The sequence below is a fragment of the Agrobacterium sp. 6Ca8 genome (genome assembly GCF_055382765.1).
Map to the genome: position 1 here is coordinate 954,578 of NZ_AP026434.1, position 14,339 is coordinate 968,916.

General features: G+C 57.7%; 13 protein-coding genes. All 13 read left to right on the forward strand.

Annotated elements, in window-relative coordinates; translation table 11 throughout:
* Positions 1–238 precede the first annotated feature (238 nt).
* The 13 genes from ACZ5A6_RS18560 (at position 239) to ACZ5A6_RS18620 (ending at position 14,298) form a co-directional block, all read left to right on the forward strand.
* Complete coding sequence (locus tag ACZ5A6_RS18560) at positions 239–1,885, forward strand: ABC transporter ATP-binding protein (RefSeq protein ID WP_038493662.1); 1,647 nt, start codon at positions 239–241, stop codon at positions 1,883–1,885.
* Between the two features lie 294 nt (positions 1,886–2,179).
* Entirely contained in the window at positions 2,180–2,665 is a 486-nt protein-coding gene (locus ACZ5A6_RS18565; protein ID WP_026330963.1) for a MarR family winged helix-turn-helix transcriptional regulator, read from the forward strand.
* Complete coding sequence (locus ACZ5A6_RS18570; protein ID WP_025596016.1) at positions 2,665–3,375, forward strand: SDR family NAD(P)-dependent oxidoreductase; 711 nt, start codon at positions 2,665–2,667, stop codon at positions 3,373–3,375. Before ACZ5A6_RS18565 ends, ACZ5A6_RS18570 begins: the two co-directional genes overlap by 1 nt.
* Position 3,376: 1 nt before the next feature.
* Complete coding sequence (locus tag ACZ5A6_RS18575; RefSeq protein WP_035199278.1) at positions 3,377–4,708, forward strand: NAD(P)/FAD-dependent oxidoreductase; 1,332 nt, start codon at positions 3,377–3,379, stop codon at positions 4,706–4,708.
* 140 nt (positions 4,709–4,848) lie between these two features.
* Positions 4,849–6,510: a peptide ABC transporter substrate-binding protein gene (locus ACZ5A6_RS18580; protein ID WP_464111246.1), complete on the forward strand. Its 1,662-nt coding sequence runs from the start codon at positions 4,849–4,851 to the stop codon at positions 6,508–6,510.
* Positions 6,511–6,635: 125 nt separating this feature from the next.
* Positions 6,636–7,586, forward strand: a complete 951-nt coding sequence (locus ACZ5A6_RS18585; protein ID WP_013761327.1) for an ABC transporter permease — start codon at positions 6,636–6,638, stop codon at positions 7,584–7,586.
* Between the two features lie 42 nt (positions 7,587–7,628).
* The gene (locus ACZ5A6_RS18590) at positions 7,629–8,519 is read left to right on the forward strand and encodes an ABC transporter permease (RefSeq protein ID WP_003517690.1); all 891 of its coding nucleotides are present in this window, start codon (positions 7,629–7,631) and stop codon (positions 8,517–8,519) included.
* A gap of 12 nt (positions 8,520–8,531) precedes the next feature.
* On the forward strand, positions 8,532–9,857 hold the full coding sequence (locus tag ACZ5A6_RS18595) for an NAD(P)/FAD-dependent oxidoreductase (RefSeq protein ID WP_035199276.1): 1,326 nt from the start codon (positions 8,532–8,534) through the stop codon (positions 9,855–9,857).
* A gap of 59 nt (positions 9,858–9,916) precedes the next feature.
* Positions 9,917–10,258: a cupin domain-containing protein gene (locus tag ACZ5A6_RS18600; protein WP_212509374.1), complete on the forward strand. Its 342-nt coding sequence runs from the start codon at positions 9,917–9,919 to the stop codon at positions 10,256–10,258.
* A 417-nt stretch (positions 10,259–10,675) separates the two neighbouring features.
* The gene (locus ACZ5A6_RS18605) at positions 10,676–11,584 is read left to right on the forward strand and encodes a LysR family transcriptional regulator (RefSeq protein WP_003517687.1); all 909 of its coding nucleotides are present in this window, start codon (positions 10,676–10,678) and stop codon (positions 11,582–11,584) included.
* A gap of 147 nt (positions 11,585–11,731) precedes the next feature.
* Complete coding sequence (locus ACZ5A6_RS18610; RefSeq protein ID WP_003517686.1) at positions 11,732–12,514, forward strand: carbon-nitrogen hydrolase family protein; 783 nt, start codon at positions 11,732–11,734, stop codon at positions 12,512–12,514.
* Positions 12,515–12,529: 15 nt separating this feature from the next.
* A complete protein-coding gene (locus ACZ5A6_RS18615) occupies positions 12,530–13,195 on the forward strand; it encodes an RraA family protein (RefSeq protein WP_003517685.1) in 666 nt (221 codons plus the stop codon).
* 62 nt (positions 13,196–13,257) lie between these two features.
* On the forward strand, positions 13,258–14,298 hold the full coding sequence (locus ACZ5A6_RS18620) for an ABC transporter substrate-binding protein (protein ID WP_003517684.1): 1,041 nt from the start codon (positions 13,258–13,260) through the stop codon (positions 14,296–14,298).
* The last annotated feature ends 41 nt before the right edge of the window (positions 14,299–14,339 follow it).

The window sequence follows — 14,339 nt, forward strand, 5'->3', positions numbered from 1 at the left end:
GAACTTGTCCCAAAACGCAAAACGCCGGGTCCGCTCCTGACCAACATCAAACGGGACAGCCTAGCATTTTGCAGATCATAAAGGTCAAGAATGCTGGACAGCGCCAACGCGGTGCCGGTTCGACCGTCTCAGCTACCGCCACTCACTGGACAATATAGTAGACATAGTCCACCATATTGTTTCCGACGTATGAAGCGTCGGCCAAAGCGAACAAAGTTACAAAAAACAAGGGGAACTTATGTCGCATCCAACCACGTCAGCCGACGTGGTGCTGTCCGTTCGCAATCTCACGGTGGATCTTCCGCCGGGAATGGAGCGCACCCACGCGGTCAAGAATATCTCTTTCGACCTCCACGCAGGTGAAATCCTGTGCATTATCGGTGAATCCGGGTCCGGCAAATCCGTCACTGCCAGCACGATCATGGGGCTGTTGTCGCCCGTGATAAAAGTCAGCTCCGGCGAAATCCATTTCAAGGGAATGGACATACTTGCGGCCAGGGAAGATAAAATCCGGCCGCTGCGTGGTCAGGCGGTCTCAATCATTTTCCAGGATCCGCTCTCCGCGCTCAATCCGCTGATGACAATCGGGGATCAGATCGCCGAAGTGCTTGAAGCGCATGGCTATGGAACGCCTGAAACCCGCAAGACCAAGGTTCTGGATCTACTTGAAGAAGTCGGTCTTCCCGACCCGCCTCTGATGCGGCTGCAATATCCATTCCGTCTGTCTGGCGGACAACGCCAGCGGGTCATGATCGCCATGGCACTGGCACTCGATCCGGATGTCCTGATTGCCGATGAGCCAACAACCGCTCTCGACGTTACCACCCAGGCGCAGATCCTTGAGCTCATCCGCAAGATACAGAAGCGCAAGAACATGAGCGTCATGTTCATCACCCATGATTTCGGCGTGGTTGCCGAAATTGCCGATCGCGTCGTGGTGATGGAGAAGGGATATCTTGTGGAGCAGGGAAGGGCGGACCAGGTTCTGGTCAATCCCGTCCACCCCTATACCCAGCGACTTGTCGCTGCGGTTCCGCGGATGCGGAGCACTGAGCGTTCAGTCAGCGAAGAAGCCCCCGTCGTTCTCAAGGTCGAAAATCTTGAGAAGGAGTATCGCAGCTCCGGCTCGTTTTTCCGCAAGGCCCGTATCGTCAAGGCGGTCAATGGTGTCAGCTTCAAGCTTCACAAGGGCCAGACCCTTGGTATCGTTGGCGAAAGCGGGTCGGGCAAGTCCTCGCTCGGGCGTGTCCTGCTGAAATTGCTGGAGGCGGATGGCGGTTCAATATGCTTCGATGGCCGTGACATAGCAGCGATGGACGAAACGACGTTTCGATCGTTGCGGCCCTATATCCAGATGATTTTTCAGGATCCTTTCGCGTCGCTTAATCCCCGCCATACGATCGGCAGGATCTTGACGGTCGGCCCCGTTGCCCACGGAATGGCTGTGCATGAGGCGAGAATAAAGGCTCTCGGAATTCTGAAGCTCGTGGGGCTGGATGAACAGGCCTATGACCGTTACCCGCACGAATTCTCCGGCGGCCAACGCCAGCGCATCGGCATTGCCCGTGCACTGATGTTTGATCCGGTCGTCCTTGTGGCCGACGAAGCCGTGTCTGCTCTCGACGTTTCCATACAGGCGCAGGTTCTGGAGCTTCTGGCGCGGGTGCAGGCTGAAATGAAGGTGGCGATGATCTTCATCACCCATGACTTGAGAGTCGCGAGCCAGATTTGCGACGATGTGCTTGTCATGCACAAGGGAACGGTTGTCGAACAGGGGCCGCCGACAAAAATCTTCCGGTCGCCGGCCCATCCCTATACCCGCAAACTCGTTGCTGCGATCCCCGGTGCGGATTGGGAACCTGCGGCAACTGCCGTCGGCACATAACATCGAAGTCTGACGAGCCGGACATCTCGTCAGACTTTGCATCGCGCGACATCAAAGACCGATTGCACCGCCGGATTATCGTGGATCCGGCGGCGCGAGAGGTTTTCCTTTTAAATATATGATTTAAATAATAAAAATATGATTTCAGGAATAAAAAGTAGTTGCGTTTGTCTACTAATTATCCTTTCATTCAGTCACGAAACTGACATACGACATGGCCGAAAACCTGCACTGCGGCACGCCGGGAAAGCGTGTGCGCCAATGTCGATCTTTGACCATTCGAACGGAAACTCCATGTCCAAACCAACTGAAAACCCGCCGACATCGCCAACTGATATCAATCTCGACGTGCTTGAAGACACGCTGAGCTTTTACATCCGCACGATCAACCTTGCCGTATCGCGCGATCTCGATGCCCGGCTGGACGGGCTGGATGTGGCGAAGGGAACTGGAAAGATCACGACCCTGCTGCTCGTCGATGACTACCCGGGTATCCGTCCTTCAGTGATAGCTCATCTGACGATGCGGGACCGGTCTGCAATGGGCAGGATCATCGACCAGATGGTGTCGCACGATCTGATACGCCGGGAAGTGTCGCAGGAAGACAGCCGCGCCCAGGAGCTTTACATCACCGAAGCCGGAGCGGCGCTTGCAACGAAAATCCGGGAGATCGTTCCGCAGCAATCGCGCGATTTCTTCAGCTTCATCCCGGAAGACGAGCAGAAGCAGGTAATCGACATTTTGCGTCGCGCCTACCGCCATATTGTGGGGCTAGCATGATGGAACGAACGACAAAACGCGTTGCTCTCATATCCGGTGCAAGTCGGGGTATAGGCGACCATATCGCTGCTACTCTTCTTGGCGAAGGCTGGTCGGTATCGCTTGGTATGCGCAGCCCGTCGCTGCCGCAATGGGCTGTGGGTCACGAGGGACAGGTCCATCTTGCCCATTATGACGCAAATGATGCGAGTGCGGAGAAGCGCTGGGCCGATGAAGCGTATCAGCATTTCGGTCGTATCGATGCTGTCGTGGCCAATGCCGGCATCATGATACCGAAGACAGTGATCGAAGCAGACGACGAAGACATCGACGCCATGCTTGCGGTCAACGTCAAGGCACCGAGAAGGCTGGTTAAGGCCGCCTGGGAGGCGTTGAGCGAGAGCGGTCGTGGCCGGGTCATCATCCTCGCTTCCCTCTCCGGCAAGCGGGTGAAGTCCGCATCTGCCGGTAGCTATTCTCTCTCCAAATTCGCGGCGGTCGCGCTTGCGCATGCCATCCGACAGGCGGGCTTCGAAAGCGGCGTGCGCGCGACAGCCGTATGCCCCGGGTTCGTTGCGACAGATATGGCGACCGCCTTATCCGAACGGCCGGCGGATCAAATGACCCAGCCCGCCGATCTTGCCCGCATCATTGCCATGCTGCTGTCCTTACCGAATGAGGCTTCCGTCGCCGAATTCGCCATCAATTGCCAGCTTGAGGAGTTTTTCTGACATGCCCGGTCCTTATGTCGTTCCCGTCCATGGCGATGCGGAATTGCCGAAAGAAGTCGATGTCGTCGTCATTGGCGGCGGCATTATCGGCACCTCCACCGCGCTTGAACTCGTCGATCAGGGGCTGCGTGTTGCGCTTTGCGAAAAGGGCGGTATCGGCCACGAGCAGTCGAGCCGCAACTGGGGCTGGGTGCGCATTTCCCGCCGCGACCCACGCGAGGTGCCCTTGATGGCAGAATCGCTGCGCATCTGGGCGGATCTCAATCGTCGTACAGGACGGGAGACTGGTTTCAAGCGTTCCGGCATCGTCTTTACATGCGCAAACGAAAAGGAATTTTCCGAGCACGAACGCTGGAACCGCAATCTGGAAGGCTACCAGATTGAAAGCCGCATGCTGAGTGCAAAGGAATTCAAGGCGAAATATCCTCATTCCAACATGGACGTCGCCGGTGCGCTCTATACCGCCGGTGATTGCCGGGCCGAGCCGCAGCGCGCCGCGCCTGCCATTGCGGAAGCTGCCCGCGACCGCGGTGCTTTCATTCTGACCGAATGCGCCGTGCGCGGTCTGCAGCTCTCCGGCGGCAAGGTGTCGGGTGTCGTGACAGAGCGCGGTGAAATTGCCTGCAAGGCGGCGGTCATGGCGGGTGGCGCGTGGTCCAGCCTGTTTCTCGGCAACAACGGTCTCGATCTGCCGCAGCTTAAGGTCATGAATTCCGTGCTGCGCACAAAGCCGCTGGAAGGCGGCCCGGAAGAGGCAATCTGGTCGAACGGTTTTGCGATCCGCAAGCGTCTCGACGGCGGATATACGATCGCTAACGGCTTCCAGAACATCGTCGACATCGTGCCCGCATCTTTCCGTTATGCACTGAAATTCCTGCCGGCCCTGCGGCATGAGTGGCGCTCGCTCGACCTGCGCCTGACTGGCCGCTTTTACGATGAATGGCGCATTCCGCGCCGCTGGGCGCTCGATGAGGCTTCACCCTTCGAATATAACCGCGTGCTCGATCCCGTTCCGGCGATGGACATGACGGACGGCGCCTTTGCCAAGCTGAAGAAGGCCTTCCCCGTTTTCGAAAAGGCCGAAATTTCGCAGCGCTGGGCGGGCATGATCGATGTGACGCCTGACGCTATTCCGGTCATCGACAATATCGACGCCATTCCGGGCTTTCATGTTGCAACCGGCTTTTCCGGCCATGGCTTCGGCATCGGCCCGGCGGCTGGAAAACTCATGGCTGATATCGTCACAGGCCGCAATCCGATTGTCGATCGTCGCGATTTCCGTTTCAGCCGCTTCAGCGACGGTTCGAAGATCGAACTGGTCAGCGGCTTTTGAAATGAGAAGCCCGGCGGTCAGGTGCCGCCGATCCTTTTGACGCATGAGGCAGGCAACTGCTGATGGGAGTAGTACCGCCCAAAGAGGCGGAAGCAAAAATAATCGTCGTGTTCAACCATCGGATCAAGGGGAACTAAAAAATGTCCGACCAGAACAAGCCGCTTATCAATACCACCCGCCGCCAGGCACTCGGCCTTTTGGCGCTCGGCGCATCCGGCGTCGTCCTTTCCGGTCTTCCGGGTTTTTCCCGCGCCATGGCGCAGGACAAGGCCGCCAAAGGCCAGCTCACGGTCGGCTTCTCGCAGGAGCCTACCGTGTTCAATCCACATATGCCGCATATTGAAGTAGATGAAGGCATCCATTTCAGCATCTTCGACCCGTTGTTTTATGTCGACGAGAAAGGTGCCTTCGTGGCAGCTCTCGCCGCCGAAGTGCCGACGGTCGAAAACGGCGGCATTTCCGCCGACGGTCTCAACTGGAAGGTCAAGCTGCGTGACGACGTCAAATGGCACGACGGCAAGCCGTTCACCGCTGAAGACGTGAAGTTCACGCTTGAACTTCTGGTCGATCCCAACTTCCGTTCATGGCGCAAGACCGGGCACGAATTCGTAAGGGATTTGACCGTGGTTTCGCCGACGGAAATTACCTGGAAGATGGAAAAGCCATTCGCGCCCTATCCCTCGATCCTTGCTTCCACGTTTATTACGCCGAAGCACCTCCTAGGTGCGGAAGCTGACCGCAATACCGCCGCCTATAACAACGCGCCGGTCGGAACGGGCGCATTCAAATGGAAGGAGCGGGTTGCGGGTGACTACATTCTGCTCGACGCCAATACCGAGTATTTTTGTGATGGCCCGCATATAGAGCGTCTGGTCTACAAATACGTACCCGACCTGAATGTGATGTACACCCAGTTCAAGACCGGCGACATAGACGTGGTGGGCCTGCAATGGATCACACCCGACCATTATGACGAGGCCAAGGATCTCGCCGGCAAGGTGGTCAACGTCGTGCCGGGCTCGACGATTGAATCCCTGTCGTTCAACATGGAACGTCCACAGTTCAAGGAGCCGGCGGTAAGAGAGGCGCTTTATGCGGCGATCGACAAACAATCGATCATCGAGGCACTTTATTACGGTTTGCCCACACCCACCGAAAGCTACGTTCCGCAGCAGTCTTTCTATTACAATCCAGATCTTCCCAAGCATGAATATTCCATCGAGAAAGCTAAAAAGCTGCTCGACGATGCGGGCTGGGCGCCCGGGGCGGACGGCATACGCGCCAAGGATGGCGTGAAGCTCGCCTTCACCTGCTCCACGACAGCGGGCAACCACATCCGCGAACAGGTTCAGCAATACATGCAGCAATCCTTCAAGGATATCGGCGTGGAGATGACCATTTCGAACCTGCCGCCAGCTGTCATGTGGGGTGACTACTGGATGCTGTCGAAGTTCGATTCGGTTATCGTCGGGCTCGACTTCCTGACCGGCCCGGATCCCGATACCTCCGACTTCTTCCGCTCGACGTCGAGTGCTGCAAAAGGCGGCTCGGGCCAGAATACCTGGCAGTTCGTCAACAAGGACGTCGATGATCTTCTGGCCAAGGGCGGCAGTCTCTTCGTGCCGGAGGAGCGCAAGGCCGTCTACCTGAAGATCCAGGAGATCATGCGCAAGGAACTGCCGCTGTTGCCGCTGTTCCAGTACGCAACGGTGCGTGGTCACAAGCAGGGCGTCGAAAACGTGAAGCCAAACGTCAATAACCGCATCGATACCTGGAACGTTGCGACCTGGCGTCTGGCGTAAAGCCTGCCGCAGACAGGGCTTTATGCCCGATCCATGTGAAGTGCCGGCTTTGAAGCAGCCGGCACTCTGACGGCTATTCGTGGATGGTTGCTAGCCAGTTCCACGATGCGACCTGGAGTCTCATCATGCTGACCTTTCTTCTCCATCGGATATGGCAGAGCCTCGTACTTCTGCTGCTTGTCTCGATCATCGGTTTTGCCATCCTCAACCTCGCGCCTGGCGGGCCATTGTCGCAATTTGCCCTGACGCCCGGCATGACGCGGGAGGCGCTTGATCGCATCGCCCACCAGATGGGTCTCGATCGACCCTTGCCGGTGCAATATCTCGAATGGGCCTGGCGCCTGCTGCAAGGCGATTGGGGGAAATCCTATCGCGACCAACGTCCGGTTCTCGATATCATCTCCGGGCATTTGTTTGCGACCCTGCTGTTGATGGTCTCATCAACCGTCGTATCCATCCTTGTCGGCACCTGGATCGGTATCAAGGGGGCGACCAAACGTTACACGCTGTTCGATTACACCGCCACGGTCGGGGCCATGGTGGCGCTTTCAATTCCCACCTTCTGGTTCGGGCTGGTGGCCATCTATGTTTTCGCGCTCAGGCTGAAATGGCTACCGGCGGGCAACATGTATACGATCGGCGATCAGTCTTTTTATGACTATGCAATTCACCTGATCATGCCGAGCCTGGTACTTGCCCTCGTCAACATCGCCGTCTGGAGCCGCTACATGCGGACTGCGACGCTTGACGTCATCAATCAGGATTTTGTCCGCACTGCCCGCGCCAAGGGGCTGACCCCGCGCCGGGTTCTGATGAAACACGTCGTCGGCAACGCACTTCTGCCAATGATTACCCTTGCCGGTCTCCAGCTCCCGACGATTCTCGGCGGCGCGCTTGTCACGGAGACCGTCTTTACCTGGCCCGGCATGGGCCGCCTGTTCCTCGATAGCCTTGGTTATCACGACTACCCTGTCGTGATGGGGCTCCTGATGTTTTCCGCAATTCTCGTGCTCATCGGAAGTCTGCTCGCTGACCTCATGGTTGCTCTCGTCGATCCCCGCATCCGGCTCGGATAGAGCCGGATCGACGAAACGCCGCACTCAATCGAAGGAAAGACCATGTCCGCTGCAACCCTCCATCCCTCACAGGCCGCACCGCGGTTCCACTGGTGGCAGAACCGCACGCTGCGCCGTTTCGCCCGCCACAAGCTTGCTGTGCTCGGCCTCATCATGATCACCGTCATGATTTTCGCCTGCGTGGTCGGGCCCTATCTCTTGCCCTACGACGAATTGTTCATCGATCTGCGCGCCCGTTTTGCCCCGCCGATGACCGGTTACCATATTTTCGGCACCGATCCGCTCGGACGCGACATAGCCGCGCGCCTTTTCAATGCCGGACGCATTTCACTGCTGGTCGGGTTTTTCGCCATGGTGCTGTCGACACTGATCGGCACCATCATCGGTGTCGTTGCCGGTTATTATGGCGGGCGCATCGGCGCGATACTGATGCGTTTTGTCGATGCCTTTCTGTCTTTCCCGAGTATTTTCCTGCTTCTCGCTCTGGCTGCTTTCGTCAAGCCGAGCCCGTTCATGATCACGGTTATCATTGCCGTCACGAGCTGGATGGAAATTGCCCGTCTGGTTGAAGCGGAAGTGCGGTCTCTGCGCGAACGCGACTTCGTCATGGCAGCCCGTATGCTGGGCCTGCCCAATGGCTGGATCATGTTCCGGGAACTGCTGCCGAATGCCGTCGGCCCCATCATCGTTGCCGCGACCCTGACGGTCGCGCGTGCCATCCTTCTGGAGGCCTATATCAGCTTTCTCGGTTATGGCATTCAGCCGCCGCTGCCGAGCTGGGGCAATATGTTGAACGGAGCCCAGCAATATCTCGACAAGGCGCCCTGGCTCGCCATCGTGCCGGGCGTCGCCATCACGCTTGCCGTCACCAGCTTCAATTTCATCGGTGATGGGCTTCGTGATGCGCTCGATGCGCGCAGCGACCTGAACTGAAGGTTTCGGTAGATGGTTTCGTTCTCACCCTTTGACGTGACACTGTGGTATGCGACCGCAGCTTCAGCACCGCATACGGAGCCTCTTTCGGGTCGCGTGCAGGCCGATGTCTGCATCGTCGGGGCGGGTTATACCGGTCTGACGACCGCATTGGAGCTGGCGAAAACCGGCATCAATGTCGTGCTTCTGGAGCGGCAGGAAATCGGCTTCGGCGGTTCGGGCCGCAATGCCGGACATTGCACCCCGACCTTTACCCATTATAGCCTGCCAGAGCTGCGCAGGATGCTGGGCGAGCCCTGGGCGGAACGGCTGATCGAACGGCAGACGCGGGCGAATGACCGCGTATCGAGCATGATCCGCGACTATCAGATCGACTGCGAATGGGTACAGAACGGTTATGTGATGGGCGCACCGCATAAGGGCGCCATGGATGAGATCAGGCGCAAGGTCGAGACCTATAATGCTGTGGGCGCGAAAACCCGGCTGCTCGACCGTGACGAGGTGGAAGCGGTCACCGGCAGTCCGCGTTTCGACGGCGGCTGGCTGCACGAAGAGGCAGGTCACCTCAATCCGCTCGGTTACGCCCGCGGTCTCGGCCGTGCTGTCATCCAGGAGCGCGGAAAGATATTTACCGGCTCGGCGGTGACGGGTTGCGAACGCGACATAACCGGAGGCTGGAAGGTCAAGACCGATCGCGGAGAAGTGGTCGCGTCGAAAGTGATCTTTACCACTGGCGCTTATACGGTTGGTGGTTGGCCCAAGCTGGATCGAACCTTCAAGATTCAACGCGTTTTCGTTGCCGCTACGCAAATTTTGTCCGAAGAGACACGCCGGACCGTCCTGCCGCAGAACACGACCATTCATGATGGTCGCGGCGATATCTACGTCTACAAATACAATGCCGAAGGCCGGATCGTCGCATCGATGTTTCCCATGGGACGCCGCGGCCGCGACATGGCCTATACGAGACAGGTCATGAGCGAACGGCTCAAATGGCTGCATCCAAAGCTCCGGGAAGAGATCCGCTGGGAGTATTTCTGGTTCGGCGAACTCGATATGCAATATCGCACCGTACCGCGGTTTTATGGTCTCGCGCCGGGCGTTGTGGCTTTGACCGGTCTTTCGGGCCGTGGTGTGCCGACCGGCTCGATGCTCGGTTCCATTCTTTCGGAATGGGCGCTTGGCAAGCCAGAGAACGAGCTTGCCCTGAAGCTGGAACCACTGAAGGCAGCTCCCTTCTTTATGGGTTTCGCACCCGCAATGGCGCTGCGTTACTACCGGCTGCGCGACAACATATCCACGAAACTAGCTGGGGCGGAACTGCCACCCCATGCCTGAACCGGCGCGGCCACAAGGTCCGTGCCAACATTGACAAAGCAAGGAGAATTCCCGTGACCATGCCGATTTTCAACATTTCCGATGACGTGGATCTTGTTCCGGCCATGCCCGCCGAAGGCCGTGAAGGCGGTTCGTATCGTCGCCAGATATGGCAGGACCAGATCGAAAATGGCACAATCGTCGCAGTCTGGAAGGCCGAGCCCGGCATCTACAACTATCCGGGTCGTGACCTCGAGGAAACTTTTGTCGTCGTTGAGGGTGAGGCTATGTATTCGCAGGCCGAAGCTGACCCGGTGAAGATCGGTCCCGGATCGATTATCAGCATCGCCAAGGGCGTGCCAAGCCGCCTCGAAATCCTGTCGCCGTTCCGTAAGCTCGCAACTGTCATCCCGAAGCCGTGAGGTTTGGGGGAGGGGTGCCTGCAGATTTAAGGCAGGCTGTGTCCTGTATGCGGGGCACGAAGATTGAGGTCTCGCCGATCTGCCGTTCGTCACAGCGATCCGGTGCAACGCTGATGGCCCGACAATCAAAGATTTAAAGAAACAGGGCTCCGAGGAGACGCAGAGCCCTGTTTGCGTTCAATGGTTTGGGAAGCAGTTGGTGCAAAACAGGCCACTCATTTGAAACATCCTTGTGACCGTCATCCCTTTTCCAGCGCCAGCCGGTGCGAAAAAGCGGTGCCAGGGCCAGGGCGTTGATCCCTTGCTTATGGGGGCGTGCATCGGACATACTTGCACTCGAACCACAAAGGGCCAAGGGCAAGACGAGCCAGCGACGTTAGTGCCGGCTCGCGGAGCCATGCGGGAAGATTTTACCTCATGAATACGCGATTTCTCGAAACTTTCCTCTGGGCTGCACGACTGAACAGCTTTTCGGCGGCCGCGGAACGGTTGAATACCACCCAGGCGTCGGTGTCCAACCGAATTGCCGCCCTCGAAAGGGAGCTTGGCGTCGTGCTTTTCACGCGCGATGTGCGCTGCGTCAACTTGACACCTGCTGGTCGTCTGGCGCTGCAGCATGCCGAAAAGATCGTCAATCTGACCGGTGAGTTCCGACAGATCGTGAGTAGCCGGGAGGCGCTGAGAGGCACCGTGCGCATCGGTGCTGCCGACACGATCGTCTATGCCTGGTTGCCGCTTCTCATTCGCCGCATGAACGAACGTTACCCCGGCGTCAGCCTGGATCTGACCATTGACACCAGCCTGAAACTATCCCAGCGCATTCAAAACGGTGAGGTGGATGTCGGTTTCATCATGGGGCCGATCATGGCTGCAAATATCTACAATTCGCCGCTCTGTACGTTCGAGTCCTGTTGGGTTGGCGCGGTCGAATTGCCGCTGCCGGAAACGGGCGTCACACTCGAAGATATCGCGCATTTTCCGTTACTTACCTTCTCGACAGGCTCGCAGCCACATCAGGCGTTGCGCGCGTTGCTCGATTCTCACGGGTTGTCCGACAGCCGCATCTATAATTCCAATTCGCTGTCGATCATGACCCGCCTTGTGGCCGCGGCCGTTGGGGTGGGCGCTTTGCCGCGTGTGCTGGTGGACGGCATCATCAAATCCGGTGAGGCGCGTATTCTCGACATTAGTCCGTCAGTACCGCCCCTCACATTTCACACCGTTTATCAGGAGCGTGGCGACAACGCGATTGCCCGGGCCATTGCCGATATGGCGACGGAAATCGTCAGTGAAACCACCACGCAATGGATGACTGCTGCCGCCTAAATTTTGCGCTGCAGCGCAAAATGATTAATCTATAAGCTTACCTTATGGGTTTCGATAGAGTTTTTCCGTTTGTAATGAAAACAGTTCCCGTTCTTAATTCTCCTCGCAACATGAGAGGAGAGCAACGTGAAAGTCTCACTTGTTCAAATGAATACCCAGAATGACAAGGCAGAAAACCTTAAGGTTGCTGCCGATCTTATTGAGAAGGCAGTCAAGGCGGATAATCCTGACCTTGTTGTTCTTCCAGAATACTTTGCATTTCTTGGAGATAATCCCCAGGAGATGCATGAGAGCGGGGAGGAATTCCCTGACGGCGAGATTTACACGCTGCTCTCGGGGCTGGCCAAGAAGCACGCGATCACGCTGCATGCCGGCTCCATCGTCGAGAAGGAAGGCAATCGCTTTTACAATTCGACGCTCGTTTTCGGGCCGGATGGCAAACAGATCGCGCGTTACCGCAAGATGCACCTGTTCGACGTCGATACGCCAAACGGCATCAGCTACCGCGAATCCGACTCCGTTGCCCGTGGCGAAGAGGTGGTGACCTACAAGGTTGGCGACAAGACGGTCGGTTGTGGCATCTGCTACGATATTCGCTTCCCCGAACTGTTTCGCGCCCTGCGGGACAAGGGTGCAGACGTCATCGTTCTGCCAGCGGCCTTCACCCTGATGACAGGCAAGGACCATTGGGAAGTTCTGGCGCGCGCCCGTGCCGTCGAAACCCAGACCTACTTTCTGGCCGTCGGCCAGATCGGCACCCATGCGGGCGGCAAGAAGGCATGCTGGGGGCATTCCATGGTCATCGATCCGTGGGGCCACATCGTCGCCCAATGCTCCGACAGCGTTGGAACGGCCGGTGCCGTCCTTGACTTCGACTATTCGGCCAAGGTGCGCGCCAACGTACCGGTGGCGAACCACCACGTTCTCTGATCGGAGAAAGACTCAATGTTTATCGCCAACCCCATGCCCGAACAGATCGGTGCCGACATCATCGAGCTTCTTGAGAAGGTCGAAGTCGCAACGATCGGTCACGTGCTTCACTCCGGCTTCGTTGATCCTGAAATCCGCGCCGTCCTTCCGGGCAAACGTGTGGCAGGCACTGCCGTCACGCTGCGCATCCCCAATGCGGATTCGACCATGCTCCACTATCTGTCGCAGTTCGTGCGTCCCGGGGATATCGTCCTCATCGACCGCTGCGGCGATACCCGTCACGCCTGCTGGGGCGGTGTCATCACCAACACCATGAAGATGGCCGGCGTTAAGGCCGGTGTCGTTGATGGCCCGGCGACCGACTTCTCGGAGTTCGCCAAGGTCGACATGCCGATGTGGTGCCGTGGTCCTTCGCCGATCACCACCAAGATCCTCGGCCTCGAAGGCGCGATCAACGTTCCGATCAGCGTCGGCGGCCAGGTGATCAATCCGGGCGATGCGATCCTGTGCGATGAAAGCGGTGTTGTCGCTCTTCATCCAAGCCAGGCTCGAGCCATGGCTGAACGCGCCATCGGCATGCAGGAAGCCGAACTCGTGCTTCTGCAGCGCCTGCGCAACGGTGAGAAATTGCCGGACATTTCTGGCGCCAACAAGCTCGTTCAGGCCAAGCTGAGCGCCTGACATCGTCTTATGGGTGGCGGATCAGTCCGCCACTCCAAATAACAATAGAGGAGAACAGGACAATGAAGAAAACAATACTTCTGAGTGGGATTCTCATGCTCGGCGCAGCCGCTCTTCCGGCGCACGCCCAGCAGACCGTGACGTTCCTCGGCTATAGCGGCCTTTTCCAGGAGCGTTACACCAAGGCCGTCATCGAACCTTTCATGGCGGCTAACCCTGATATCAAGATCGAATATTTCCCGCAGCAGGGCTCTGCTGCGATGCTCGGCTCGCTGCGCGCCCAGAAGGCTGCGCCGCAGTCCGATATCGCTCTGATGGACGTCTCTGTCGCCAAAACAGGTACGGACGAAGGTCTGTTTGACAAGATCGACGAAAGCGTAACCAAGAATGTCGCCGACCTCTATCCTAATGCCCGCTTCGAAGGCGTGGCCGGGGTTGGCGTAACGTTCGACAATCTCGTGCTCATCTACAATACCGATGCCATCAAGACGGCTCCCGACAGCTGGAACGCTCTGAAGGATAGCGCCCTCAAGGGTAAAGTCGCCATGCTGAGCGCCCCCGATATCGTCGGTATCGGTACCACCATCATCATGGACCATATGAATGGCGGCACTGATTTCATCAAGAACATCGATGCCGGCATCAATGCGATGGCTGAAGTTGCTCCGAATGTGCAGACCTGGGAGCCGAAGCCGGAAGTCTATCCGAACGTTGTCAACGGCCAGGTTTCGCTTGGCGTGGGCTGGAACGCCCGCAGCCAGGTGAATGCTGACGGTTCCAAAGGCAAGATGAAGGTGGTTCTTCCGAAGGAAGGCACGATCCTCCAGATCAACACGCTCAACCTCGTCAAGGGTGGTCCGTCATCCGAGGCTGCGCGCAAGTTCGTTGATTATGCGCTGAGCCCGGAAGCCCAGGCTGCCTTTACCGCCGCCATGTATTATGCGCCGACCAATTCCAAGTCCTCTGTCTCTGCCGATGTGAGTGAGCGCACGGTCGTCAAGGCGATGGACAAGGTCATCCCGGTGGATTGGATTGGCCTCTCGAAGGTCCGTGACCAGATTACGCAGGACTGGCGCCGCAAGGTCATTCCCCTCAGCCGTTGAGACTTCTGCGCAGAGCGCAAAAAAATGAAAGGACTTCCGCG